Origin of the sequence: Aeribacillus sp. FSL k6-2211 (assembly GCF_037966125.1) — a bacterium.
In the GTDB taxonomy this organism is placed as follows: domain Bacteria; phylum Bacillota; class Bacilli; order Bacillales; family Aeribacillaceae; genus Aeribacillus; species Aeribacillus composti.
In genome coordinates, this window is sequence record NZ_CP150190.1 from 556057 (window position 1) to 580870 (window position 24814).

General features: G+C 38.2%; 22 protein-coding genes and 1 pseudogene. 18 read left to right on the forward strand and 5 right to left on the reverse strand.

All coding sequences use genetic code 11. The features are described 5' to 3' along the window. Positions 1-38 precede the first annotated feature (38 nt). The 11 genes from NSU19_RS02860 (at position 39) to NSU19_RS02910 (ending at position 12119) form a co-directional block, all read left to right on the forward strand. Positions 39-1250 carry a dihydrolipoamide acetyltransferase family protein gene (locus tag NSU19_RS02860; protein ID WP_339198647.1) on the forward strand — a complete coding sequence of 404 codons (1212 nt, stop codon included), beginning with the start codon at positions 39-41 and terminating at the stop codon, positions 1248-1250. 543 nt (positions 1251-1793) lie between these two features. Further along, positions 1794-2807: a GTP 3',8-cyclase MoaA gene (gene moaA / locus NSU19_RS02865; RefSeq protein ID WP_094246421.1), complete on the forward strand. Its 1014-nt coding sequence runs from the start codon at positions 1794-1796 to the stop codon at positions 2805-2807. 146 nt (positions 2808-2953) lie between these two features. Further along, entirely contained in the window at positions 2954-4219 is a 1266-nt protein-coding gene (gene glp, locus NSU19_RS02870) for a gephyrin-like molybdotransferase Glp (RefSeq protein ID WP_066246947.1), read from the forward strand. Between the two features lie 24 nt (positions 4220-4243). Next, entirely contained in the window at positions 4244-4867 is a 624-nt protein-coding gene (locus tag NSU19_RS02875; protein ID WP_082829357.1) for a nucleotidyltransferase family protein, read from the forward strand. A 921-nt stretch (positions 4868-5788) separates the two neighbouring features. Then, a complete protein-coding gene (locus NSU19_RS02880) occupies positions 5789-6733 on the forward strand; it encodes a zinc ABC transporter substrate-binding protein (protein ID WP_339198650.1) in 945 nt (314 codons plus the stop codon). 1 nt (position 6734) lies between these two features. Then, entirely contained in the window at positions 6735-7496 is a 762-nt protein-coding gene (locus NSU19_RS02885; protein WP_063386349.1) for a metal ABC transporter ATP-binding protein, read from the forward strand. Then, positions 7474-8394 (forward strand): iron chelate uptake ABC transporter family permease subunit, encoded by a 921-nt coding sequence (locus NSU19_RS02890; protein ID WP_066246943.1) that lies wholly within the window; start codon positions 7474-7476, stop codon positions 8392-8394. Before NSU19_RS02885 ends, NSU19_RS02890 begins: the two co-directional genes overlap by 23 nt. A 2-nt stretch (positions 8395-8396) precedes the next feature. Next, complete coding sequence (locus NSU19_RS02895) at positions 8397-9284, forward strand: metal ABC transporter permease (RefSeq protein WP_066246941.1); 888 nt, start codon at positions 8397-8399, stop codon at positions 9282-9284. Between the two features lie 112 nt (positions 9285-9396). Next, entirely contained in the window at positions 9397-9834 is a 438-nt protein-coding gene (gene mntR / locus NSU19_RS02900; RefSeq protein ID WP_063386346.1) for a transcriptional regulator MntR, read from the forward strand. Between the two features lie 232 nt (positions 9835-10066). Further along, positions 10067-11476 carry a processed acidic surface protein gene (locus tag NSU19_RS02905; RefSeq protein ID WP_339198653.1) on the forward strand — a complete coding sequence of 470 codons (1410 nt, stop codon included), beginning with the start codon at positions 10067-10069 and terminating at the stop codon, positions 11474-11476. A 1-nt stretch (position 11477) separates the two neighbouring features. Then, positions 11478-12119: a class D sortase gene (locus NSU19_RS02910; RefSeq protein ID WP_232515652.1), complete on the forward strand. Its 642-nt coding sequence runs from the start codon at positions 11478-11480 to the stop codon at positions 12117-12119. 338 nt (positions 12120-12457) lie between these two features. Here NSU19_RS02910 and NSU19_RS02915 read toward each other — a convergent pair whose 3' ends face one another. Beyond that, entirely contained in the window at positions 12458-13834 is a 1377-nt protein-coding gene (locus tag NSU19_RS02915; protein ID WP_339199949.1) for an amino acid permease, read from the reverse strand. A 535-nt stretch (positions 13835-14369) separates the two neighbouring features. On the opposite strand from NSU19_RS02915, the gene NSU19_RS02920 reads away from it, so the two are divergent. The 5 genes from NSU19_RS02920 (at position 14370) to NSU19_RS02940 (ending at position 20042) form a co-directional block, all read left to right on the forward strand. Further along, positions 14370-16799, forward strand: a complete 2430-nt coding sequence (locus NSU19_RS02920) for a PBP1A family penicillin-binding protein (protein WP_339198656.1) — start codon at positions 14370-14372, stop codon at positions 16797-16799. A 426-nt stretch (positions 16800-17225) separates the two neighbouring features. After that, a complete protein-coding gene (locus NSU19_RS02925; protein WP_094245059.1) occupies positions 17226-17810 on the forward strand; it encodes a CalY family protein in 585 nt (194 codons plus the stop codon). Between the two features lie 129 nt (positions 17811-17939). Next, positions 17940-18746 (forward strand): hypothetical protein, encoded by an 807-nt coding sequence (locus NSU19_RS02930; RefSeq protein ID WP_232515655.1) that lies wholly within the window; start codon positions 17940-17942, stop codon positions 18744-18746. Positions 18747-18809: 63 nt separating this feature from the next. Continuing rightward, the gene (locus tag NSU19_RS02935; RefSeq protein WP_094245061.1) at positions 18810-19397 is read left to right on the forward strand and encodes a signal peptidase I; all 588 of its coding nucleotides are present in this window, start codon (positions 18810-18812) and stop codon (positions 19395-19397) included. A gap of 12 nt (positions 19398-19409) precedes the next feature. After that, complete coding sequence (locus NSU19_RS02940) at positions 19410-20042, forward strand: LPXTG cell wall anchor domain-containing protein (protein WP_094245062.1); 633 nt, start codon at positions 19410-19412, stop codon at positions 20040-20042. Between the two features lie 229 nt (positions 20043-20271). Here the strand turns inward: NSU19_RS02940 and NSU19_RS02945 are convergent, their stop codons facing one another. The 4 genes and pseudogenes from NSU19_RS02945 to NSU19_RS02960 all read right to left on the reverse strand — a co-directional run bounded on the left by NSU19_RS02945 (position 20272) and on the right by NSU19_RS02960 (position 22759). Further along, positions 20272-20619: a helix-turn-helix domain-containing protein gene (locus NSU19_RS02945; RefSeq protein WP_094246424.1), complete on the reverse strand. Its 348-nt coding sequence runs from the start codon at positions 20617-20619 to the stop codon at positions 20272-20274. Positions 20620-20706: 87 nt separating this feature from the next. Continuing rightward, positions 20707-20820: pseudogene (locus tag NSU19_RS02950) on the reverse strand (transposase); the annotation flags it as partial. A gap of 244 nt (positions 20821-21064) precedes the next feature. Then, on the reverse strand, positions 21065-21304 hold the full coding sequence (locus tag NSU19_RS02955) for a transposase (protein ID WP_158640164.1): 240 nt from the start codon (positions 21302-21304) through the stop codon (positions 21065-21067). A gap of 1107 nt (positions 21305-22411) precedes the next feature. Continuing rightward, positions 22412-22759 carry a hypothetical protein gene (locus NSU19_RS02960; protein WP_063386339.1) on the reverse strand — a complete coding sequence of 116 codons (348 nt, stop codon included), beginning with the start codon at positions 22757-22759 and terminating at the stop codon, positions 22412-22414. Between the two features lie 335 nt (positions 22760-23094). On the opposite strand from NSU19_RS02960, the gene NSU19_RS02965 reads away from it, so the two are divergent. Further along, positions 23095-24342: an SAF domain-containing protein gene (locus NSU19_RS02965; RefSeq protein ID WP_094245066.1), complete on the forward strand. Its 1248-nt coding sequence runs from the start codon at positions 23095-23097 to the stop codon at positions 24340-24342. A 36-nt stretch (positions 24343-24378) separates the two neighbouring features. Then, positions 24379-24804: a transcriptional regulator GutM gene (locus tag NSU19_RS02970; RefSeq protein ID WP_339198660.1), complete on the forward strand. Its 426-nt coding sequence runs from the start codon at positions 24379-24381 to the stop codon at positions 24802-24804. The last annotated feature ends 10 nt before the right edge of the window (positions 24805-24814 follow it).

Sequence of the window (24814 nt, forward strand, 5' to 3'; positions counted from 1 at the left end):
AAGATGCTATCTATGTGTTATGACGAAGGAGGAAAAAAGTGCGGCAGGAAATTGTACTTCCTAAATTGGATTCATCAATGGAAGAGGCTCGTATAGTTTCATGGGAAGTCAAAATTGGTGATATCATTAAAATAGATGACCCAATTTTAATTGTAGAAACTGAAAAATCCAGTCTTGAGGTTGAATCAGAAGTAGAGGGAACGTTAGAAGAAATTGTTGTGGATGAGGGTGAAACTGTACCAGTAGGAACTGTTCTTGCATATGTATCGAGTGGTAAACATTCCACCGAACAAAAAGGCAGCTCCGATCATAATCCTGTAAAAGAAGAGAACATCTCACCAGGAAAGACTGAAAGAATCCGAGTTTCTCCAGCAGCTAGAAGACTTGCAAAGCAGCGCGGAGTAGATCTAACCAAAATTAAAGGCTCGGGACCAAGGGGAAGAGTGATTCTGAAAGATGTGGCGGAAGCAGCTGCAAATGTAGTGAATCAAAGTGTTAAAACAGAAAATAAAGTCATAGCATCGATACATGCTAAAGGGAAAAGGGTTAACCTTACAAGTATGAGAAAAACGATTGCGCAGCGAATGACCGCAAGCTTTATGAATGTTCCTCAATTCCAAATCAAGAAAAGAGTCGATGTATCATCCATTGTGCAATTGCGGCAGGCAGTAGTTTCAAGCATTGAACATTCGGCAGGCGTTCGTTTATCATTTAATGATTTTCTCATACAGGCGGTGGCTTTAACATTGAAGAAATTCCCGAGGGTAAATGCCTCATTCATAGATTCTGAAGGAGATCCTTATATTTTGGAGCATGAAGATATTAATATTGGTCTAGCGGTTGCTATTGATGACGGTTTAGTTGTTCCCGTCATCCATCAGGCAGATCAATTGTCCTTAATCGAGATTGCAGAAAAAAGAACAGAATTGGTTGAAAAAGCGAGAAAAGGCTTATTGAAGCCTGAAGAAATGCGTGGAGGAACTTTCACAATCTCCAATCTTGGCTCAGTTGGAGTTGACGAGTTTGTGGCAATCGTAAATCCTCCTGAAACCGGCATCTTAGCAGTTGGAAATATAATAGAACAGCCTGTTTTAACGAATCGTCATGAAACTTTGATAAAGCCGATGATCACATTAAATGCTTCATATGATCATCGTACAATTGATGGCGCCTACGGTGGAAGATTTCTCGCTCAATTATGTGATCAGCTGCAATCAGGTCAATGGAATATCTTTTCAACAGTAAAATAATGAAATCATTAGGAAGAAAAGGACTTATTTTTATCATGCTTATAACGTTGCCATGATGAGCATTCGAACATTAAAACAATTTTTTCGGAGAAGGACATAAAGCAAAGCTTTTAATCATGCTATCTTTGACACTGATCTGAGGAGCAGGAGATGGTGCACATCGAAAATATTGTCTGAAGATTTAGAATGACTAGACATAATTTTCAACTTGATAGAAACATATAATAGGATTTCCGGCCATCTCCTTTTTATAAACCAAGGTCAGCAGGTTTTATAAGCAGTACCGGAGGCAGTACCAGAGTATCACTCGTTTTTGAAAATAAGCTTGCTTGAAAAATTGAAACAAATGACGGAGTTTTAGATGGAGTCTTCTCCATCCTCCGCCATTTATATTTTTAGGCGGTAACTAAAAAACAAGTGAGAACTGATTCATCATCGCCTATATCAAAAAGTTTCGAAAATTCAGAACAACTTGAAATTTTCATGAGAAGCTTTTTCTCCAAAATAATGTTAGCATGATAGGAGAGTGTAAAAATGGGCAATATGAACAAAATAACCGATACCCTTCAGCGTCCTCTCCGTGATTTGCGCATTTCAGTTACTGATCGGTGTAATTTTCGCTGCCGCTATTGTATGCCAGCGGAGATTTTTGGTCCTTATTTTCAATTTCTCAAAAATGATCAGTTGCTCAGTTTTGAGGAAATAACTCGACTGGCTCGCATTTTTGCCTCACTTGGCGTCGAGAAAATTCGCCTATCAGGGGGAGAGCCGTTGCTGCGCAAAGAGCTGCCGAAGTTAATTGAAATGCTCGGTTCTATAGAGGGTATTTCTGACATTGCTTTGACTACGAACGGTTCTCTTCTTGCCAAACATGCGAAAGCGTTAAAGGACGCTGGTCTTCACCGTGTCAACGTTAGTTTGGACAGCTTAGATGATAAAGTTTTTCGCCAAATGAACGGCGGCCGCTGTGACGTCAAAACAGTTCTTGAAGGGATTGAAGCGGCCGCAAAGGCAGGTATGAAGGTGAAAGTGAATATGGTTGTACAAAAGGGGATCAATGATCAGGACATTGTGCCCATGGCGCGTCACTTCCGCGGGACCGGACATGTTTTACGCTTTATTGAATTTATGGATGTAGGAAATAGCAACGGCTGGAATCTTACACAAGTGGTATCTAAGCAAGAAATTTTCGAACGTGTGAACGCTGAAATGCCGTTAGAACCAATCCCGTCCAATTATTTTGGAGAAGTAGCCTCTCGTTATCGCTATCGCGGCACAAATGAGGAAATAGGCATTATTTCTTCCGTAACGGACTCTTTTTGTTCCACGTGCACAAGAGCTCGACTCTCAGCGGACGGCAATCTTTACACCTGTCTATTTGCCTCGCAAGGGACAGATTTGCGGGCGCAGCTCCGCAGCGGGGCAAAGGATGAAGAAATTAGGAATCTCATTCAGGATGTTTGGAGCCGTCGAGCTGATCGTTACTCTGAAGAAAGATTTAACAATACAACGATGCCGAACAAAAAGAAGATAGAGATGTACTATATTGGAGGATAAAACAGAGCGGGGGGAGAAAAGAACATATATTTCAGCTAATCGCTATGATAACAACGAAATTGTCGGTCGATTGAAGGGACAAAAGAACGTATTTTTCAACTAATGAAAGGCGCAGGATCATTTCAAAATATACAGGTGGTGATTGCATGTTATATATCCCGAATTCTTCCCCTATCCCATTTGAAGAAGCACAACGTCTTATTCTCTCTGTGATACGTCCCCTTCCGGTTATTACCATACCTCTGTCTAAAGCTCTTGGGTACTATCTAGCGGAAACGGTAAGGGCTGATCACGATGTCCCTATGTTTGACCGTTCCACTGTAGACGGTTACGCTCTGCGTGCGGAGGATGTGATCAATGCCAGCGCTTCTGACCCGGTAAAGCTGAAGGTTTTGGAAGAGATTCCCGCTGGATATTTACCTCAACAAAAAATTACCCAAGGTACGGCCAGCCGCATTATGACGGGAGCACCTATCCCCGAAGGTGCAAACGCAGTCGTTATGGTAGAGAAAACTGAGAATGCAATGGAAGATAGCGAAAGCGTTTTGGTTTATCAATCGGTTAAAATTGGCGATGCTATTGCCAAAAAGGGACAAGATGTTGAAGAAGGGAAGGACGTCCTCACACAAGGGACGCTTTTAGGACCAATTGAACTGGGTCTGCTCGCTACATTCGGGATTGCATCTGTTGCGGTTTATGCGAAGCCTAAGGTTGGTATTCTTTCAACGGGAAGTGAATTATTAAACGTAGATGAGCCGATCGTCCCTGGAAAGCTTCGTGACAGTAACGGCGTAATGCTGGCCGGTCAAGTGAGTCAAGCAGGAGGTGAACCGGTTTATTTCGGGATTGCCCCGGACAAAGTAGAAGAGCTAGAAAAAAAGATGCTAGAGATTCTACAGCAGGTGGACATTTTAGTAACAAGCGGAGGCGTGTCCATGGGCGAATATGACTTCCTTGGAAAGGTATTTGAAAAAATTAATGCGAAAGTGATATTCTGGAAAACATTAGCTCGCCCTGGAATGCCAGTTTTGTGCGGAGTATGGCAGGATAAGCCGATTTTTGCTTTGGCAGGAAATCCAGCTTCGTCTTACGTCAATGCACATCTTTATGTGCTGCCTGCTATACGCTATATGAGCGGTTCTAAGGATCCGCTGCCGAAACGGGTAACGGTTGTATGTGACGAGGCAATTGAAGGGAAGCAAATGCTTCACACCCGGTTTTTACGAGGATTAACGTACGTTTCCCCAACCGGTGAACTAAGAGTGAAAATATCAAAGAAACAAGCTTCTAATGTTCTGTCCAGCTTTCTGGAAAGCAATTGTCTCGTTAAAGTGCCTGGGGGAAAAGGATTTAATGCAGGTGAGAAAGCGGAAGTGTATTTGCTGGGTGCGGTTGAGGAATTGAGACAGTGACAATGAGTCTGGGGGAGAGATGGTTTGAAAAAGGTTGGAGCAATTATTTTAGCAGCCGGAATGTCAAAACGGATGGGAAAACCTAAGCTGTTATTATCTCTAGGTGGGAAGCCATTATTTCGCTACTCTGTGAACACCGCTACCGCAGCTGGCTTAAAACCAATTGTATTGGTGGGCGGCAAACATATCGAAGAGCTGCGCAAACACACATCTGATTTAACAGAAATAGAAATCATTGAGAATCGGGATTATGAATCCGGCATGGCTTCCTCTCTTAAAGCAGGGATTCAGGCTTTAAAGGGACGAACGGATGCAGTCTTCGTATTTTTGGCAGACCAGCCCTTTGTACCTCCAATAGTTATAACTAAACTACTAGAATCTTATGATCAATATCGAAAAGAAGGTGTCCGCATTTTCCGCCCTAAGTATAATAATGTGCTTGGACACCCTGTATTGTTTGATACTGAATTATTTGATGAATTTGAGCAAATTCAAGGTGATGAGGGAGGAAAATCAATTGTCCAAAAACATTATTCCAGCTTAATGGCTGTACCGTTTGAAAATTCAGAATGGGGATTTGACATTGACACCACAGAGGATCTGCTCAAACTAAAAAGGATTGCGCCAAAATATATTAAACAAAAATAGGGATAACAATAGATTCATTGTTGTCCCTTTTTAAATTTGTGTAACGGTCGTTGTACTTGAAGAAGTGCGTGGTCTTTTTCAATCAAGAATTTCCCGGTTCAACAAGATTGACCGAGACTTTAGAAAATTTATTGCAGGAGTCCCATATTGAAATCGATAAACAAACAGCTCTGATGGGATCTATATATAATTCGTATCTTAATAAGGCTCTTTATGATTGTTGAGAAAATTGTATCTTAGTTATCCGGTATTAGAAATAACAAGCAAATCCTTCCTTGATCATCATTCATTAGGACACTTGTGCGAGTGTTCCTCATCTCTTTGCACCGCTGAGTACGAATGCGGTTCTTCCATTTCGTTTTAATTTCTCCCGTTCATTCAGATGGTTTATACTTGACAGTTTCTCAAAAATGGTATTAAATTTGCATTAAGGAAAAATATATGCAATAACAACAAAATTTAAACTCAATAAAATAAATATGTGTGAAGGAATTTTTTTAACATAAAGTTTGCCCTTAGGCAATATTTATAACTATGGTAAAAAAGTAGGTGAAGGAATGGAAAAAATTCTTATTTGTGCAACATGAAGCCGGCAACTTTCTGTAAAGTATTAAGCCAAACGGTAAGCTGAATGGCGAAGCTGAAACAAATCAACTAGCGAAATGAAATTCATGTCTGTAAGTGTTTTGGCATTTATTCATTGATTGCGTTTTTTCAGTTTTGTTTCTTCTCAGGAATAAAAACAAATTGAGGTTACATATAGGAGTTTTCTATAAAAAACGGACAATGTTTGATTCCTGAATTCACAATTTGCCAGAATGGTTGTCGATATTTAATAGAAATCGTTCGCCAATAAACTAGAGAGATGGGCTGACTTAAAAATCAAATCAATTCATAAAAATAAAAGGAGAGTGCGAAAAAATGAAAAATGTTATGAAAAAAATGGGGTGCTTATTCTTAATTAGTGCCTTGCTGGTGTTAAGCGCGTGTAGTTCTGGACAAGAAGCATCCAAACGATCAAAAGATGGAAAAATTAATGTCGTCACAACGATTGCACAAATTGGCGAGCCGTTGTCTGTAATCGGCGGCGATCGTTTAAATGTCAAAAGTTTAATGGGGCCGTCTGTAGACCCTCATTTGTATAAGGCTACTCAAAGTGATATGGAAACTCTTGAAGAAGCAGATATCATTTTTTACAACGGATTGCATTTGGAAGCGAACATGGTTGAAATATTTGAAAAGATCTCTGAATCAAAACCTGTTCTTGCAGTCGGTGAAACCATTCCTGAAGAATCTCTTTTAAAGGATGAAAAAGGGGTAGTTGATCCTCATATTTGGTTTGATCTGAACCTTTGGCAGCAGGCATTGGATGCTGCGGTTGAACAATTAAAAGAATTCTCTCCGGAAGACGCAGATTATTTTGAAGAAAATAAAAAGAAATATTTTGCTAGATTAGCTGATTTGAAAAAAGAAGCCGAAAAGCTTGCGGACATTCCAGAAAGTCAAAGAGTTCTTGTCACAGCGCATGATGCTTTCGGATATTTCGGACGAATGCACGGCATTAAAGTAGTTGGTCTTCAAGGACTTAGCACTGATTCCGAAATCGGTATTACAGATATTCAAGATACGATTGACATTATTAAAAAGTACAAAGTTCCTGCCGTATTTATCGAATCAAGTATTAATGAAAAATCGATCAAGGCTGTCATAGAAGGAGCGAAAAGTGAAGGAATTAACGTTACATTAGGCGGGGAGCTTTACTCTGATGCAATGGGTGAGGAAGGAACAGAAGAAGGAACTTATATAGGAATGTATCGCCATAATATCAATACGATTTATGAAGCATTAAGCGAAGGAGGAAAATAGCATGGCTGAAGCAGTGCTTCAAGTAGAGAATCTGTCCGCTTCCTATCGAAAAAATACAGTGCTCTTCGATGTGAATTTTGTAGTGCAGGCTGGTTCGCTAGTGGGAATCGTCGGTCCGAACGGTGCTGGAAAGTCGACGCTTTTAAAAACAATATTAAATCTTCACCCTTCCTTAACGGGATCAGTGAAATTTTTTGGATTGCCATTCAACAAGGTCCAAAAAAGGATCGGTTATGTACCACAGCGAGGTTCGGTCGATTGGGACTTTCCAACAAACGCATTGGATGTTGTCACTATGGGACTATATGGGCAAATCGGATGGCTGAAGCGGCCATCCCGATTGCATAAACAAAAAGCATTCGAGGCCTTGGAAAAATTAGGGATGGCTGATTACGCTGACCGTCAGATAAGCCAGCTTTCTGGCGGTCAACAGCAGCGTGTGTTTTTAGCACGCGCATTAGTGCAAAATGCCGACTTGTATTTTATGGACGAACCGCTGGCTGGTGTTGATGCAGCAACAGAACGCGCTATTATGACATTGCTGAAAGAATTAAAAGCTTTAGGAAAAACGGTCATGGTCGTGCACCATGATTTGCAAACAGTAGAAGATTATTTTGACCATGTTCTTTTATTAAATCGCACCGTCATTCAGTACGGAAAAACGAAGCAAATTTTTACTAGAGAAAATATTTCGCGAACTTATGGAGGAGACTTGCGCTGGTTGAGAGAGGAGAGTCTTCATGTTCACAATCCTATTAAATAGCAACACACAATGGGTGTTATTTAGCACGATGATTTTTGGGATTGCTGCTGGAACAATGGGCTGTTTAGCCTATTGGAAGCGGCAAAGCTTAATGAGCGATGCCTTAGCTCATGCAGCATTGCCCGGTGTTGTGATCGCCTTTCTTCTACTTGGAGAAAAAAACTTATTTGTCATGATCATTGGAGCATCCATCAGCGCTTTGATTGGAGCATCATTTATCCAATGGATACGTTCATCAACTAGAATTTCGGCAGATACGGCGATGGGAATGGTGCTGTCTATTTTTTTTGGCTTAGGAATCATGCTCCTGACAGTTGTGAATCGGACGTCAGGCGGAAATCAGAGCGGTTTGGACAGTTTTATTTTCGGTCAGGCCGCCTCGATGGTCAGATCAGATGTCACTACAATGTTAATCCTAGCTTTGGCGGTTATTTTGATTGTATTCATTGCATTTAAAGAATGGAAAATATATCTTTTCGATCCGGAATTTGCAAAAGGATTAGGACTGTCACTTAAATGGATGAACGGATTATATACAACGATTCTTGTCACAACGATTGTCATCGGGATTCAAGCTGTAGGAGTTATTTTAATTGCCGCCCTGCTGATTATCCCGTCAGTAAGTGCCCGCTATTGGACACAGTCTTTTCAACGGATGATTATCATATCAGCACTGTTTGGGGGAGCGGCTGGAGCATTAGGAACATTCATCAGTGCATTGGGAAGAGGATGGCCTACAGGACCTTTTATCGTCATTGTGGCGTCCGCACTGTTTTTCTTATCGCTTTTCTTTGGCAAAGAGAAAGGGATTCTGGTCAAGTATTTACAATTGAAAATGCAAAAAAGATTAGTGAATATTCATACCAGTAAGGCCTTAAGAACAAAAGGGGTAGAATGACCATGACTTATCATGCTATGTGGATTATCGTAACTGCTTCTTTAGTAGGGCTGTCCTGCGGCTTAATAGGTGTATTTCTGATACTCAGGAAAATGGCGATGATGGCTGATGCAATTAGTCATACGGTTCTGTTAGGAATTGTCATCGCTTTTATTATTACACGTGAATTAAGCGGAACTCATATGCTCATTGGTGCTATATTTGCAGGACTATTGACAGCTTTTTTAGTGCAGTGGCTTCATTCTTTAGACGTTCAGCAAGATGCAGCAATAGGAATTGTGTTTACGACGATGTTTGCTATTGGCGTTATTTTAATAGCGACTTCTGTAGGAAATGCACATTTAGATGTTCAACATGCTTTAATGGGGGAAATCACCTTTATACCTTGGAATAAAATTTCACTTCCTCTAATTGGCGAGGTTCCGAAGGCTACAGCATTGCTGGCTCTCGTTTTGTTTGTTGTTTTATTTGTTCTTGTCGCTTTTTATAAAGAATGGAAAATCACTTCATTTGATCCTGCGCTTGCTGCCAGCTTAGGGATTCCTGTTTTACTCATGCATTATGTATTCTTATGCTTAGTATCGATCACGACAGTTGCTTCTTTTGATGCGGTCGGAGCAATTATGGTCGTTGCGATGTTAATTACTCCAGCTGCCTCGGCTTATCTTTGGACAGATAGACTTTCTATTATGCTAGTATTAAGCGGATTATTTGGCGTAATATCTGCTGTAGCGGGCTATTATATAGCAGCTTGGGTCGACACTTCTATTTCTGGCTCAATGGCATTTGCCACAGGATTAGTGTTTTTCATAAGCTTTTTGTTTTCTCCGAAACATGGATGGATTGCGAGATATTTGCGATTGCATAAAACTGTAAAAAAGACAGGATGAAAATCGGCTATTAAATTGTCTTTCATAACGGTTGATCTCCTCCATACGCTTGTCTTATGGTGCTTTTATATAGTAAACTTTGTATGATGAAGATATTAATGGAGGATAACCAATGCCAACCCCGAGTATGGAAGACTATATTGAACAAATATATTTGCTAATTGAAAATAAAGGCTATGCGAGAGTGTCGGATATAGCAGAAGCGTTATCTGTACACCCTTCTTCCGTTACAAAAATGGTGCAGAAGCTCGACAAGGATGACTACTTAGTTTACGAAAAATATAGAGGGTTCGTCTTAACGCCGAAAGGAAAAAAAATCGGAAAACGCCTCGTCTACCGGCATGATCTGTTAGAGCAATTTTTGCGGATTATTGGCGTCAAAGAAGAAAACATCTATCGCGACGTGGAAGGAATTGAGCACCATTTGAGCTGGGATGCTATTGACCGAATAGGGGATCTGATTCAATTTTTTGAAAAAGATAAAAGTCGAATCATAGAATTGCAGCAATTGCAAAATTTGAATGAAGAAAATGAAGAAAACGACTTCTAACATTAAACGGGGCTGTCCAGAAAGTCAAATCCCTATTGAAAACCAAAAATCATTAACATCGATATTTCATAAAAGGGGGCCGTCAATAAGCCGAAAAAACGACTTATTAGACAGCCCCACTTTTTTTGTGCATGTAAAAATTTTTGTAAAAATTGTAAAAATTTTGTTGATTGATTCGTTATTCCTATTTATAATTTTCTCAAGAGATATAAAAAAAGAGGAAAAGAGGATTATGATGAAAAAATGGGGATTCATATTACTAGCTTTTATTTTGTGGATAGGAGTGATGCCAAAGCCGTCATCAGCTGCACAACAAGCATCTTTTGAGAAAGAACTGAATCAATATTTAGAGGAAGTAAGTAAACAAAGAGGTTTCAAAGTTACAAGAGAACATATCGAATTTTCGTTAGCTCAATATGAAGAAAAGATCGAAAATTTTGATTCTGTTGAAGAACTTCGTGATTTTTTAGGAGAGGTCATTCAAAAAGATTTAAGCAATTTAACCGAAATATATGACGAATTTAATTTAAATGAAGCCAGTTTGCGCCAGCTGCTTCAAGAACACGGTGAAGATCTAGATGAGTATGTGTTTGTAGAAAATTTGTATGATGCCGTCATGCTTTACATAGAGCGTGATCCAAATTTTGATAAAAATTTGCAAGACTATTTGGCGAAAATTAGTAGTATTAGAGGATTTCCTGTGACGATTGACTATATTAATAGATCTTTGAGTTTATATGAGAGAAAACTGGAAGACTTTAAAACCGTTAAAAGTTTAGAAAGATTTTTAGGAGAAGTTATTAAAAAGGATTTAAGCAATTTATCCTATATTTATGATGAATATGATTTAAATGAAAAGGAGTTGCGCCAGCTGCTTCAAGAACACGGAAAAAAATTGGAGGATTACGTTTTTCTAGATGATTTGGAAGAGGATGTTATAACATTTTTAAGTGAAGAATGGGATGCTGGTGTAGAAGACGAGCTCCTTTACGATTTATTAACGGTTTTTGAGCAGGAATACGGATTGACAAAAGAAGAAATCGAGCGGTTAAAGAACCATTTGCGATCAATTGAAGAGCATCTTATGAAAGAAGAGACAATTATAGCTTTGTTGGACTTGGCGGATCGGATGATGGCTTTTGAAGGGTTTGATGAAGCGACAGAGCTTACAAAGAGCCAAATCGAGGAGTTAATTTCGATTTTTAAAGATTTTCAACGTATTTTTAAAATTAAAGTTACATTTTCCCTTGTAAAAGATGGGTCTGAAAAGGAGCTTTCGCTGTTTGATCTATTTAACTTGAAAGAATTGATCAATGCAAAATTGAAAATCAACATATACAGTGAAAGTGGAGAATTTTTGGCTGATCTCCTCATTACCGGAGAAATCGTTGATTCAGATACGTTACATCGAACTGGGCAAACGATTCGTCACGGCGCTCAAGAAGCCAAAAGTGTGAAACAAGAGAAAAACGTTTCGCAAAAAATAGAAAAAAAGCTAAAAGCTGTAAAGGACAATGAGCATAAAACAGTAAAAGGTGCAAAATTGCCGAAAACAGATTCCGGCTATGGCGTGAATGCTATTGTAGGATTGTTCATTGTTTTAGCGGGATTTTTAATTTTTAGGCAAGCAAGGAAGGTTTAATATGCTGGAAACTACAAAAAGAAGCAGCCGAAACAAGCGGTTGTTTCTTCTTTTCTTTGCATCAATGATTATATTAGCCGGCCTATGGTTTTCAGCCGCAAACAGCTATAAACTTTTCAAAGGAATGCTACTGCCTGAGACCCATTCTGAAACGAAACAGAAGGCGGAAGCTGCACAGCCGGCCCCAGAAAAAAATACGAAGGCAGAAAAGGTTTTATATCCGACACGACCTAAAATTGGGGAGCAAATAGGAGAGCTGTTTATTCCAAAACTAAATGCAGTACTTCCGATATACCATGGAACGAACGAAGAAGAGCTTGAAAAAGGGGTCGGTCATTTTGCAGGAAGCGTATTGCCAGGAGAGGCAGACAATTCGGTTCTTTCCGGTCATCGCGACACCGTGTTTCGTAGGCTAGGGGAAGTAGGAAAAGGAGACGAGTTAATCGTCACAACTTCAGCTGGAGAATTTACTTATAAAATCTATAAGGTTCGGATCGTTGATAAAGACGACCGGACCGTGATCGTTCCGAAACCGAGGGCTACGTTAACTGTCAGTACATGTTATCCGTTTCATTTTATCGGCTCCGCGCCGGAACGATACGTGCTCGTAGCATATCTTGTTTCCGAGAAGTTGAAAAAATAATCTGTTATCTTGACCTATCATAATGTTTCCTATTCCCGTCTTCCGGTGGGAAAACTATCATAAAAAACATACTAAGATTAGTAGGGGCTGTCTTAGAAAGTCAAAATCCACTGAAAACAAAACATCATAAGCATTGATATATCAGCGTTTCTAAAACATTAATGGGGGCGTCTATAAGCCGTAAAAACGACTTATTAGACACCCCCGTTTATAATCAACTGTCTGACAGGGGAAGGTTTACCTTTGGACAGCCCCCCTAGAATTTGTTATCATGTGCATCTTTCAAGACACTGCATTTTTTTGACAGAGTTACGAATGAGTCTTTTAATGTCCTTATTTTACGGACTTTCTACCATATCCTTGTTATTTTTATCGCTTTTTTCTTTTCTGTTTTTATTCATAAAAGAAAATATGGTGAGCAGTGCTAAGATGACAAGGCAAACAGTAGAACCGATCATATTTTTCTTATTAAAGATAAAAGAGAAAAAGATGACCAATAATGAAACGGTGGCTACTATCGTTGTGTATGGGAACCATTTTACTTGGAAATATGGTTTCTCCTTATACTGAGAACGAAGCTTTAGCTGAGCCAGACAAATGCTTGTCCATAATAAAATAATCGTAAAACCAGGTATCGTCATTAAATAGCTGATGACTCGGTCTGGAGTCATATAAGCTAAAAATACCCCGAATAAAATACAGATAGCCGTAACGGTAATACAGTTGATCGGTATTCCTTGTTTGGAAATCTTTAAAAATCTTTTTGGCGCTTCACCGCTTTGAGCCATGGAATATAATGTTCTGGAAGTTGCGTAAATCCCTGAGTTCGCCGCTGATAAAACAGCAGTAATAAGGACAAAATTCATAATATGAGCGGCTCCAGGAAGACCTGTGATGCTCAATACTTGGACAAATGGACTGTCTTCCCCTGTCACTTGATTCCACGGCATTAAACCACAAATAATAAGAATAGGAAGCATATAAAAGAGAATAACTCTCCACATCGTTCCTTTAATGACTTTTGGCAAAACCTTTTCTGCATCTTTTGTTTCTGTGACCGCAACACCGATTAACTCAGCCCCGCCGTATGAAAACATGACGACTAAAAAGGCGCTTAACATTCCTCCAATTCCATAAGGAAAGAACCCGCCGTGTGCCGTGTAGTTAGAAAAAGGATCATCAATATTGCTCGGAATAATTCCAAACAAAATGCCAAAGCCTAATAAAATGAAAGCGATTAATGCGAAAATTTTAATTCCTGCAAACCAAAACTCAATTTCACCATAGTACTTTACTTGAAACAAATTCATTCCAACGATTAAAACCATACAAAGGAGACTTAAAAGCCATAACGGTACGGTTGGAAACCAATATTTCAGAAAGCTTCCTGCTGCTAAAATTTCAACAACGGTGACAACAATCCAATTGATCCAATAAAGCCATCCTACAATAAAGGATATATGGAAGCCAAAAGCTTTATAAACAAGATGCTGAACGTTTAAGTTAGGATAAACAATCGCCATCTCAGCCAGTGCCGTCATGACAATAAATAATAAAAGGCCTCCTAATAAGTAAGCTATTACAACACTTGGGCCGGCAATATTTAATGTATCTGAGCTCCCTTTAAAAATTCCTGTTCCAATCATGCCTGCTAGCGCAATAAACTGAACATGTCGAGGTAATAACCCTTTTTTTAATGTTTGATCTTTTTCCATGGTGTTCATGCCTTTCTGTCCATTATGAAAAATATACTAGAATAACTGGCAGCATACTTTTTTACTTAATCGCTTTTCAGGTTTTACGCTTTTCTGCGTTTAAGTAAAAAAATAAATATGTTTCTAGTATATAATATTCTTTCGATTCATCAAAGAATAATGAAAAAACTCATTGCTATAAAACTGTTACAATTTATGGTAAATAGCAATACTCTTGAACTTCGAAGATATTTACGGAGCAAAGATAAGGTCGATTCTTCCTCTATTTAGTAGGAACTTATTACGATCTGTTCGATAAAACACTTCCTAAATGAAGAGGAATGTTATGAAGGTTCGCAAATCTTTTTCAAAACAGGGGTACTATTCTAAAAAGTGTTTTATTTTAAGAGTAGTTCAAATAAGTGTTATAATTTTTTTGTAAAAAAAATTGTCTGTTGCCGACAAATTCCACCACAAAAATCTTCTCGTCATCCGTATAATCTTAATCGTGTATTATTTATAGATTACCTTCTATACAGGTTAGGAGGAGACGGAAATGGGAGATCAATATCAGACGCGTATGGAGAAACGTCAAAAAAAGAAATCAGCTTCTAAAAAATCTCCGCTCATAAAAATCATGACAGCCTTTATTCTTGCGATTATCGTAATGATGACTGCTGGCGGTATCGTGGTATTGTCTTACATTATAAGCGCCCCTGCACTAGACCCGAAATTACTGAAAGATCCGTTATCCTCAACCGTTTATGATATGTATAATGAAAAAGTGCGAGATATTTCAGGAAGCGAACATCGGAAAATCATCAAAATCGAAAATATACCGAAAAATGTACAAAATGCGTTTATCGCAACAGAAGATGTGCGGTTTTTTGAGCATAATGGAATCGATTTTAAACGAATCGCAGGTGCAACCGTTGCGAATGTAAAAGAAGGATTCGGCGCTGAAGGCGGAAGTACGATTACCCAGCAGGTAGTCAAAAATTCATTCTTAACGCCTGAAAAAACGCTCAAGCGAAAAATACAAGAAGCTTACTTGGCTGTTCAGTTGGAACGACGCTACTCAAAAGAAGACATTCTTGAAATGTATTTAAATAAAGTGTATTTCGGTCAAGGAGCATACGGGGTTGCGACAGCGGCAGAAACATATTTTAACAAATCCGTGAAAAAGCTGACGATTAGTGAAGCGGCGCTGTTGGCGGGGCTGCCGCAAAGACCGAGCGAATACGATCCATTTAAAAATCCGGATTTAGCTGAAAAAAGAAGAAATATAGTATTGTCGTTAATGAGGAAGCATGGCTTTATTACCGAAAAAGAAGAGCAAGATGCGAAAGCGATCCCGGTTGAGAAATTATTAAAGAAGAAAAAAGAAGGGCCGAAATATCAAGCGTTTATCGATCAAGTCATCAAAGATATTGTTGATGCCGGAATATCGGAAAAGGATATCTATACGGGCGGTTTAAAAATTTATACAACCCTTGATCCGGATGCTCAAAAATTTACAGAAAAAGTGCTGACAACTGATCAATACATTTATTATCCAGACGATCAGTTCCGGGCAGGAGTCGTGCTACTTGATACACAGACTGGCGCTGTCAGGGCAATTGGCGGAAACCGCAACTCAGATCAAGAAGTACAAAGAGGTTTTAACTACGCAACACAAACGAAAAGACAGCCAGGTTCGACGATTAAGCCGATCTTGGATTACGGCCCGGGAATCGAACATTTCAAATGGTCTACATATAAACAGTTCATTGACGAGCCGCTCACCATCCATGGCAAAGAAATCAAAAACTGGGACGGTCAATATCGCGGCAGTATATCGATGCGAAAAGCGTTACAATGGTCTTACAATATACCGGCTGTAAAAGCATTTTTGGAGGTAGGGGAAGACCGGGCAAAAGAATTTGCGGAAAAACTCGGAATCCCGCTCGATCAGATCTATCCTTCATATGCGATCGGAGGCTTTAATAAAGGTGTGTCCCCGCTTCAATTGGCTGGGGCGTATGCCGCTTTTGGAAATGAGGGCGTTTATCATAAGCCTTTTACGGTAAGGAAAGTCGTCTATCCAAACGGTAAAGAAATCGATCTTTCTTCCAAACCGGTGAAGGCGATGAGCGACTATACCGCCTACATGATGACCGATATGTTGAAAACCGTCGTGAAAGAAGGAACAGGGCGACTGGCGAACATCCCAGGACTTCCACTAGCAGGAAAAACAGGAACAACCAACTTGCCGGAAAATATACGAGGAGATGGAACATCTGATGCCTGGTTTGTCGGCTACACGACTCGTTATGCGGCTGCGGTTTGGACGGGATACGACCAGACGACTCAGGAAACGTATGTGACAAACGAGAAGGCGAAGATTTCAAGACTTATTTTTAAAGAAATCATGTCTCACGTTTCTGAAAAAATAGAAACACCTGATTTTGAAAAACCGGACAGCGTCGTCGAAAGAGTGGTTGGCGGCCGAACTGAATTATTTGTAAGGGGAACTCCAATCCCAGCAATTCCAAAACAAAAAGAAAAGGATAAAAAAGAGGATCAAAAACAGGATCAAGTAAAAGATAATGAACAGGAGCAAAAACAAGAAGAGGAAAATCAGGAGCCAAAAGAAGAGAACAATCAAAATGACATGGATAAAGAGCAGCAAGAAAATTCTGAGGACAACAAAGAGCAGCCTGAAGATAATAAAGAAATAGAGCAGCCAAATCAGCCTCCTGCCAATGAACAGCCGCAACCACAACCGCCAGCTAACAACGGCAGCGACCAAGGAAACGGCCAAAAACCATCAGGAGGAAATAACGGAACTGACGGATCAAATAATAGTGGAAACGGCGGCTCGAATAGCAACGGGAATGGCAGCGGATCAAGCAGTAATAATGGTCCAGGAAAAGGAGCCGGCACAACCAATCCGAACGGAAAATCACAATCTGAAAAGCAATCAACGGATAACGGCAGTCCATAAACAAAAGGGCTGAAAAAACATACTAACAATAGTAGTGCAGACCACGGCCATGGTTTGTGCTGCTATTTTTTTTTATAGATTCTACGTGAATTATTGAGGTGCCCTTGCAACGCGCCTCGTATGAAAGTTAGATCGCAAGCTGCGTTTATAATCCTTTTCTTGAATTGTTTGATTATCAGAATGGGAAATGAGCCTTAAAAATTAGTAAATAACCTTTTACTGATATACTTCTAATTTAATAGTTTTATTCAAGAGATAACTGCATTATTCTAACAATTCATTATAAAGAACGATTTATTTGTAAAAAAAAATAAAAATATTTTTAAAAAAGGGGTTTACAACATGATAGAGTTCAATTATATTTAAGTTGTGTTCGTTATAAAGAACGCAGTCTTAATTATATTTCTTATGAGGAGGATCTAAAAAATGGGTATTAAACAAAAGTTGGGAATGGGTGTAGCAACTGCGGCTTTAGGTTTATCTTTAATCGGGGGAGGTACATATGCCTACTTTAATGATGTTGAAACCTCCAATAACACATTTGCAGCAGGTACATTAGATTTAACTCTTGATCCGCAAACAATTATTAATGTCAACAACTTAAAGCCTGGGGATTGGATGGAGCGTGAATTCACATTAAAGAACAGCGGAAGTTTGGGTATTTCTAAAGTTCTTCTTGAGACAGATTATACTGTAACGGATGCGAAAAATGACAATAACGGCGATGATTTCGGCAATCATATTAAGGTGCAAATTTTAAAGAATGTGAGCAATAAGGAAGTTATTGTTTATGAAAAAACGTTGGCACAGCTTAAAAATCTAAAGCCGGATTTAGTGCAGGATGAATGGCTCTGGTGGAATATTGGCGGTTTAGATCCAAATGAAACGGATAAGTTCAAAGTTAAATTCGTCTTTGTAGACAACAATCAAGATCAAAATCGTTTCCAAGGCGATTCTTTAAAACTAACTTGGAAATTTGACGCGAAGCAAGAAGCAGGTGAAGCAAGATAGCTATCAATATAGGGGAGAAGGCGGGGAACTGCCAACTTCCCTTGATTGCTAAAAGTTGAAACGGTGGTGAGAGAAATTCGGTACTCACGAGTAAAAAAATTTGGGCAAAAGAAAATGCATTTGATAATAATGTTCAAAATCGTCGCAATTTGTTACTTTCTTTTCATAACATTCAACTTTGCTAGTTCCTACACCGGGGCCAGTTTTAATAAAACAGTAGCCATAACCGGTTTTCTTGCTGCAACAATTCCTGAAGAGGACAAATCCATTCTGCTGCGCTTTGTGGACGATAAAGACAAGGTCATTCAATCGTGCGGGAAAGTTCGAATATCTTCTGTTGCTCAAAATGAAGGGGATGATTTAGCGGAAGCATTGCATTATGAAATATATTTCATTGCTCAAGGAGATCCAATGAATGGAGAAAAAATAAGTCAAGGAAAGATTCCAGCATTAAAAAGTAAGAGTCAATTCCAATTAGCATACAATGCCGAAAAACCTGGAAATTATAAATTTAACGTTTTAATGAATACAAATGATGATGTTTGGAGCAAAAACATTCAAGTAATTTGCAAAAAGAACGAACAACTTGATCAACCTGCGAATGACTCAGATCAAAACCTTAATGAAGATAAGGCAGCTCAACCATCCGAACATTCGAAACAAGAACAAAAACAACTTCCAGTGGAAGAACCTATACGGGAAAATAATGGGAAAGAAAACGAAGTAAAGAAAGAGCAATCCAACGAAACGTTAATGAAAGAAAATGAGAATCAAGAAAATCATTCAAAAGATGAAATGAAAGAAAATGGAGCGCAACAAATAGAACAGAATAAAACCGAAACAAAATCAAATGACATTCACCTGAAAGAACAGCAATCAGCAAAACAAGAACAAGTTTCAAATGCTTTAGAGCAAAACGAACCACCTTTACAGTAAAGTGATTACAATTATTTCATTACGTTTTGTGTCTTGAGCAAAGCGAAAGGAATGGGTAAAAAAATGAAAAAAGTTGTTAAATGGATCAGCAACACGATATCGGTCATGCTGCTGGCTTCATTAATCATCATGTTATTCACAGTCATTTCGTCAAAAGCTTCAGGCGGGGAGCCTAAATTTTTCGGACATCAATTAAAAATTGTTCTTTCAGGATCAATGGAACCTAGTATACAGACTGGTTCCGTGATCGTTGTAAAACCTGAAAAAGAAACGGAAAAATACAAAGAAGGCGACATCATTACATTTCAAGCAGATGAAAACGTGTTTGTAACACATAGAATTATAAAGGTTGTCAAAAATGGCAATGAAGTTATGTACCAGACAAAAGGGGATAATAATGAGGAAGCAGATTCCGAACTTGTGTTAAGTAAAAATGTTGTTGCTAAATATACAGGCATTACCATCCCATATATTGGCTATTTTATGAATTTCGCCAATTCTAAACAAGGAAGCGTTATTCTTTTAATCATACCAGGCATTATTCTGTTCAGCTACTCATTAATCAGCATTTTTCGGGCACTTGCAGAAATTGATAAAAATTTGAAGCAATCAACTGCAAAAGAAGACTTCAACCATTCTCAAAATCAATAATGGAGGAAATACATGGTCAAATCAATTGGACGATGTTTCATATGTTTTTTATTTGTCTGGCTCATAATGCAAGTTCAAAATTTCAGCGCTGAAACACAAATAGGTATCGCTTTAAAAAATCTTCATTCAAACCATATGCTATTTCAAGTAGAAAACATGAAACCAGGCGATTGGGCTGAAAGAACGGTCATTATCGAGAATGTTGAAAATGCTGATATACAATATAATACTTTAATTGAAAATATAAAAGGATCAAAAAAATTATTTGATGCTTTAACTTTAGAGGTTAAAGATGGTCAAAAAAATCTTTTGTTTAAAGGATTGTTAAAAGATTTTAAAGGTTTTACACCGCGAAATATCCAAAGTTCCAAAGAAGACCAGTTGACATTTTTAATCACATTTCCTGAACAGTTAGGAAATGAATATCAAGGGTTAGAAACTTCTTTTAAAATTGTTTTTCAGGCAAATTCTTCTTTAGGCAGTATTCAAACGTATGGCAGCGGGAATAATGAAGGTTTACTTTTGCCAAATACTGCGACAAACTTTTATGCATTTATTCTTGTTGGGATAATGTTTTTCGCGATGGGAGCCATTTTTTTCTTTCAAAAACGAAATAAACATAAAGATCAGCTTCATGAGTTATGAAGCGCTTGGAGGAAGCGGTGTACAAAAAATATTGTCCTAATTGTCTGCGTTTTTCATATAGCAGCTGCTCTGAAAGAAAATGGTTGTGCCCATCATGTCGTTCTGATCTTACTTCCATGGAAGGAATATTCTGTCGCAATGTATTAAAATATTCTGCCGCCCTTGCGGAATATAAGCAAAAAAATCATAACCGAAGAGAGGTTCATTTTTCTAAACAAATATAAAAATTTTAGTTAACATTTAGATCTTTCTTTTCCTGTAATTTCCATTTTTTTGTAAATTCTAAAAACTGACGGAATTCTTCTTTCGATACTCCGGAATTCATTGCTTCCTGTACTAATAACATCCATTCAGGATCAAGAACATTCGTATTTTCTTCATTTTCCCCATTTATTAATGTATTAACAGGAACATCTAAAACGGATGATATTTTTTCCAAGAAATGGACAGAGGGGTTTGATTGAAGATTCCGTTCGATAGAACTTAAATAAGATTTTGCCACCCCTGCTTGTTCAGCCAGTTCAGATAGCGTAAGACCTTTGTTTTTTCTAAGCTGCTTTATGCGATCACCAATCATCATGATCATTTCACCTTCCTTTAACGGTTCTATGTCAATTATTGGGTGTACTTGATGTGAAGAGCACCTCTTTTATATGTATGAAAGTTAGATAAGTGAGCATAATATCTTATTTCTGAGTCGATCAAAGTTGCGAATACCATAAGAAATTCGTTTCATCACTTTAATTTTATTGTCAATCCCTTCTAAATAACCGTTGGTGTAGGGATAAATAAATGAATGGATAATTTCTTTTTCCCAGCTTTTAAAGATTCGTTTCTCATTCAGTCCCGATTTATCAATAGCTTAATACAGCAGTTCTAAGTTTGACCTTGCATTTCGCTCATTATTTTGTGTCATCTATTTTTTAAAGACTTCTATCACTTGGTAAGCTTTCCTTAAATCGGGGGCAACTCTAAATAATATTGAGAGTTCCTGTTTACGTGTGATGAGCTTTTTTTTCGATTTATGGAAGAGAAACCGCAACTTTTTCATCGAGTTTCGATCTTTGTCTTGGTTCGAGTGCCCAAAAGTTTTGGCGCGCATAATGGAATTGATCCACGATGATAATCGAATTTTGAAAGAGTTGTTGGGCCAAAATTTTATACGGCTGCCACATATCCATGACTACCATTTGAATACGATAAATCGGTAAAGAGCGAAAATAATCTTTTAACTTGGACCAACTTTCAGTCTTGAATGACATCCAATACCTTGTAGCCTTGAGGGTCACCAATGACACATTGATATGTTCCTTTTTCGGTTGTCCACTTGATCTCATCAAGGGCTAAAATTCGTGGTAATGAGTGGCTTTCATAAGTATCATAACGGTCAAAATATCGAATAACCGTTGAGTATCATCATCCAATATCTTTAGACACTTCCTTAAAATTGGCCGTTCTCCTTTTGATAAGAAGAGCTTGAAGGATAAATTTCGTATGACGCTGATAACGCCCTAAAAGGCATATAATTCAAAGAAACGTTTTCCGCAAGATGTACATTTATAACGACGCTTTTTCAGAATGAGGTACGCATACATTCCACGAAACTTGATATCTCGAATCTTCTGCAGACATAATCATGAATGGATCTTGCCTCTTCCAGCATTGAGGGCCATGTTGATAACAAGGTTTGGTTTCGAGAAAAATTCAAGGTGCGTATCTGTCTCCACAATCTTTGACGCCATTACATTTTCCAATCCAATCAGCTCTGGGATGCAAATAGTCTTGCATTTACGAAGTCTCCTTTTTAATGAGGTTTTGCCACTTTCATTATAAAAGAGAGCATTTCGTAAATGCTTTTTTATTTTTTAAGAAATTTCTTCTACCTCAACATTTGGTATAGAACCCTTTTAACCCAAATGTTTGTTTTTATTTAGAAACAACATAATCGCAATTAAAAAAAGTAAACGTAAAAGTCCAATTTTAAATCAAATTCATTTGCAAATGCATGAAAATACAAAATATTAATAAGGGAAAGCTCCATTCCGAAGAAATGACTAGAAAACATGTTTCCCCTATTCAGAATCATTTTACATCACTAAGTCGAACCATGTCTACTTATGCCGAATAAATCTTTGGCTATTCATACTTATTATATTCTCTTCTAAAAGCTGCTACCCCTTTTTTATTAATTCAAAATTAACGTTTTCTGCTCGTCAAGCTAAATGGGGGAAAATGGAGAAAAATTTCGTTGAAATTGCCGTATTGCTTTTTTATTAACTACCGGCAATTAATCGGCATAAATCCAGGTAAAGAGGCTGTAAACATTTAAGGGATTCGGAGATTTAAACTGCATGGAAAGCCGAAAAAAGCTACTTTTTCCGTTTTTGCTTCTCTTTAAATGTTTTAAAAACATCTCGTGTCTGCTTCATATATTTATAAATGCTGTAAGGCTTTTTTATGATCCGGATCGGAAGGGAAAGCAAAAATTTACTGAGGTCATTCCGGTATTCCTCTGTAATCTCAGCCGGTTTATGAACAATTTTTTCATACACCTCATGGTAAAATTCGTTTAATAAATCAATTTTTATTTCAACTGTGTGATGGCAGTTTGCACATTCTATCCTTGAAATTTTATCGTTAATGTAAGTAATGATATGATCTTGCTCCTCATTGCAATGAATGCAAAACAACGTTGCTTCCATTTCTTTTATTTCCATGTTTCTTCACCTCTTTTTATGAAGGATGAAATTCCCAAGATCTTTCTCTACACTAAGTATATTATTCAAACCTGCATTCATTTCCTTCTATAAAAATGTTTCCAACGCCAACAATTGATAAAACATCTTCGACGATTTAAATCATTATAACCAAATTTTAATATGTATTTCAAAGTATAAAAAGTTTGAAAAATACTTTCAAGAATTTATTGACTTTTTAAACATCTGGAATATAATAATGATTACAAACGATTAACAAATGTTATAAGTCGTAACAAATGTTACAGGAAACGTGCACATACGACGAAAAAAATTGCCTAGAAGGAGCTGGAAACATGTCTATTTATCAAGAATTGCTTTCACGGGAACGTGACGGCCAGCCAATTAAAGTAGGTGTTGTTGGTGCAGGTCAAATGGGATTCGGTCTGATTTCCCAAATCTCACGCATACCTGGCATGGAAGTCAGAGGGATTTGTGATGTCAATATTGAAGCGGCAGAAAGAGCTAGCAGCTATTATCAATCGAAATTAACGAAAAAACATCCTGTTCTTGTCAGCAGTGATTACCGAAAAGTGATTCAATCTGATGAAGTAGAAGTCATTGTAGATGCTACAGGGGTTCCTGAAGTTGGTGCAAACATTTCACTGGAAGCATTAAGATCTAGAAAACATTTAGTACTGCTTAACGTTGAAGTAGATATTACAATTGGATCAATTATGCACAATTTGTTTACATCAGCCGGATTAGTTTATACAGGATCTGCGGGAGATGAACCGGCAGCAACGCTTGAACTGTATGAGTTTGCGAAGACAATGGGTCTTGAAGTGCTTGTTGCTGGGAAAGGGAAAAACAACCCGTTCATACCAAACGCCAATCCGGATACATGCAAGGAAGAAGCTGCTCAAAAACATATGAGCGCCCATATGCTTGCAGCGTTCCAAGACGGCACAAAAACAATGGCTGAAATGAATTTATTAAGCAACGCTACAGGTCTCATTCCAGATAAAATTGGTATGCACGGCGTGGAAGCAAATTTGGAAACGGTTGCCGACAAGTTGAATTTACAAGAAAACGGCGGTGTTTTAAGTCAATTCGGAGTAGTTGAATATGTAAACGGATTAGCACCGGGCGTGTTTGTCATTGTGAAAAGCGAATTAGAACCTGTAGATGCAGAATTAAGATATTTGAAAGTTGGCAAAGGTCCTCATTACGTTCTTTACCGGCCTTATCATCTAGCAAGTTTAGAAACTCCTATTACGATTGCAAAAGCAGTATTGCACCACGATACATCGATTCATCCATTAGGGGCGCCAGTTTCAGAAACAGTCGCTGTTGCCAAGCGCGATATTCAAGCAGGAGAAGCCATTGATGGCATCGGCGGCTACTCTGTAAGAGGCGTGCTTGAAACTCATCAAGAGATGAAGAAAAATTCACACATCCCGATCGGTTTAATCAGTGGAAACATTGTTGCAAAACGTTCCATTAAACAAGGTCAATTTTTAACATTGGATGATGTCGAGTTAGATCCATCTACAACCGTTTGGAAATTAAGATCTCTTCAAGATCATCTTTTTTCTAACTAAAAATGCATTTGTGCGGCGCAAAGGGGGTGATTCTTTTTGAAGCTTGCAATCATTTTATCCATGATTTTGCTCATTCAATATGTGGCGACAATTATACAAGTCAGACATTATAAAAAATATGTTGACAAAATTGTAAGCCATTACAAGGGTAAAGAAGGGTATTTTTTGTACTCAGGCATGAATCGGCGAAAATTTAGTCCCGGCGCTATGGCAATGATTGTAGTGAACAAAGATTATGTTATAGAAGATTGCTATATTCTAAAAGGTATTTCAGTTTTCTCAAAGTTTAAAAAATATGAAAAATACATTGGCCATCATGTAGCTGAAATTTTGGATGATCACCATGAATTCACAGAAAATGCTGCAGGAAGGAAGAGGAAAATCCCTTCATTTTTGGCGGCTTTATCAATGGCGGCCGAAAATGCTATCGTTTCCATTTCAAAGAAAAAGCTTTCAATATAAAATGTGCTGA

Bases quoted from the DNA above. Each gene is read 5' to 3' on its own strand.
- moaA (WP_094246421.1), top strand. From the start codon at position 1,794: ATGAACAAAATAACCGATACCCTTCAGCGTCCTCTCCGTGATTTGCGC.
- glp (WP_066246947.1), top strand. From the start codon at position 2,954: ATGTTATATATCCCGAATTCTTCCCCTATCCCATTTGAAGAAGCACAA.
- NSU19_RS02880 (WP_339198650.1), top strand. From the start codon at position 5,789: ATGAAAAATGTTATGAAAAAAATGGGGTGCTTATTCTTAATTAGTGCC.
- NSU19_RS02885 (WP_063386349.1), top strand. From the start codon at position 6,735: ATGGCTGAAGCAGTGCTTCAAGTAGAGAATCTGTCCGCTTCCTATCGA.
- NSU19_RS02890 (WP_066246943.1), top strand. From the start codon at position 7,474: ATGTTCACAATCCTATTAAATAGCAACACACAATGGGTGTTATTTAGC.
- NSU19_RS02895 (WP_066246941.1), top strand. From the start codon at position 8,397: ATGACTTATCATGCTATGTGGATTATCGTAACTGCTTCTTTAGTAGGG.
- mntR (WP_063386346.1), top strand. From the start codon at position 9,397: ATGCCAACCCCGAGTATGGAAGACTATATTGAACAAATATATTTGCTA.
- NSU19_RS02905 (WP_339198653.1), top strand. From the start codon at position 10,067: ATGATGAAAAAATGGGGATTCATATTACTAGCTTTTATTTTGTGGATA.
- NSU19_RS02910 (WP_232515652.1), top strand. From the start codon at position 11,478: ATGCTGGAAACTACAAAAAGAAGCAGCCGAAACAAGCGGTTGTTTCTT.
- NSU19_RS02915 (WP_339199949.1), bottom strand. From the start codon at position 13,834: ATGGAAAAAGATCAAACATTAAAAAAAGGGTTATTACCTCGACATGTT.
- NSU19_RS02920 (WP_339198656.1), top strand. From the start codon at position 14,370: ATGGGAGATCAATATCAGACGCGTATGGAGAAACGTCAAAAAAAGAAA.
- NSU19_RS02925 (WP_094245059.1), top strand. From the start codon at position 17,226: ATGGGTATTAAACAAAAGTTGGGAATGGGTGTAGCAACTGCGGCTTTA.
- NSU19_RS02930 (WP_232515655.1), top strand. From the start codon at position 17,940: ATGTTCAAAATCGTCGCAATTTGTTACTTTCTTTTCATAACATTCAAC.
- NSU19_RS02935 (WP_094245061.1), top strand. From the start codon at position 18,810: ATGAAAAAAGTTGTTAAATGGATCAGCAACACGATATCGGTCATGCTG.
- NSU19_RS02940 (WP_094245062.1), top strand. From the start codon at position 19,410: ATGGTCAAATCAATTGGACGATGTTTCATATGTTTTTTATTTGTCTGG.
- NSU19_RS02945 (WP_094246424.1), bottom strand. From the start codon at position 20,619: ATGATTGGTGATCGCATAAAGCAGCTTAGAAAAAACAAAGGTCTTACG.
- NSU19_RS02955 (WP_158640164.1), bottom strand. From the start codon at position 21,304: ATGTCATTCAAGACTGAAAGTTGGTCCAAGTTAAAAGATTATTTTCGC.
- NSU19_RS02960 (WP_063386339.1), bottom strand. From the start codon at position 22,759: ATGGAAATAAAAGAAATGGAAGCAACGTTGTTTTGCATTCATTGCAAT.
- NSU19_RS02965 (WP_094245066.1), top strand. From the start codon at position 23,095: ATGTCTATTTATCAAGAATTGCTTTCACGGGAACGTGACGGCCAGCCA.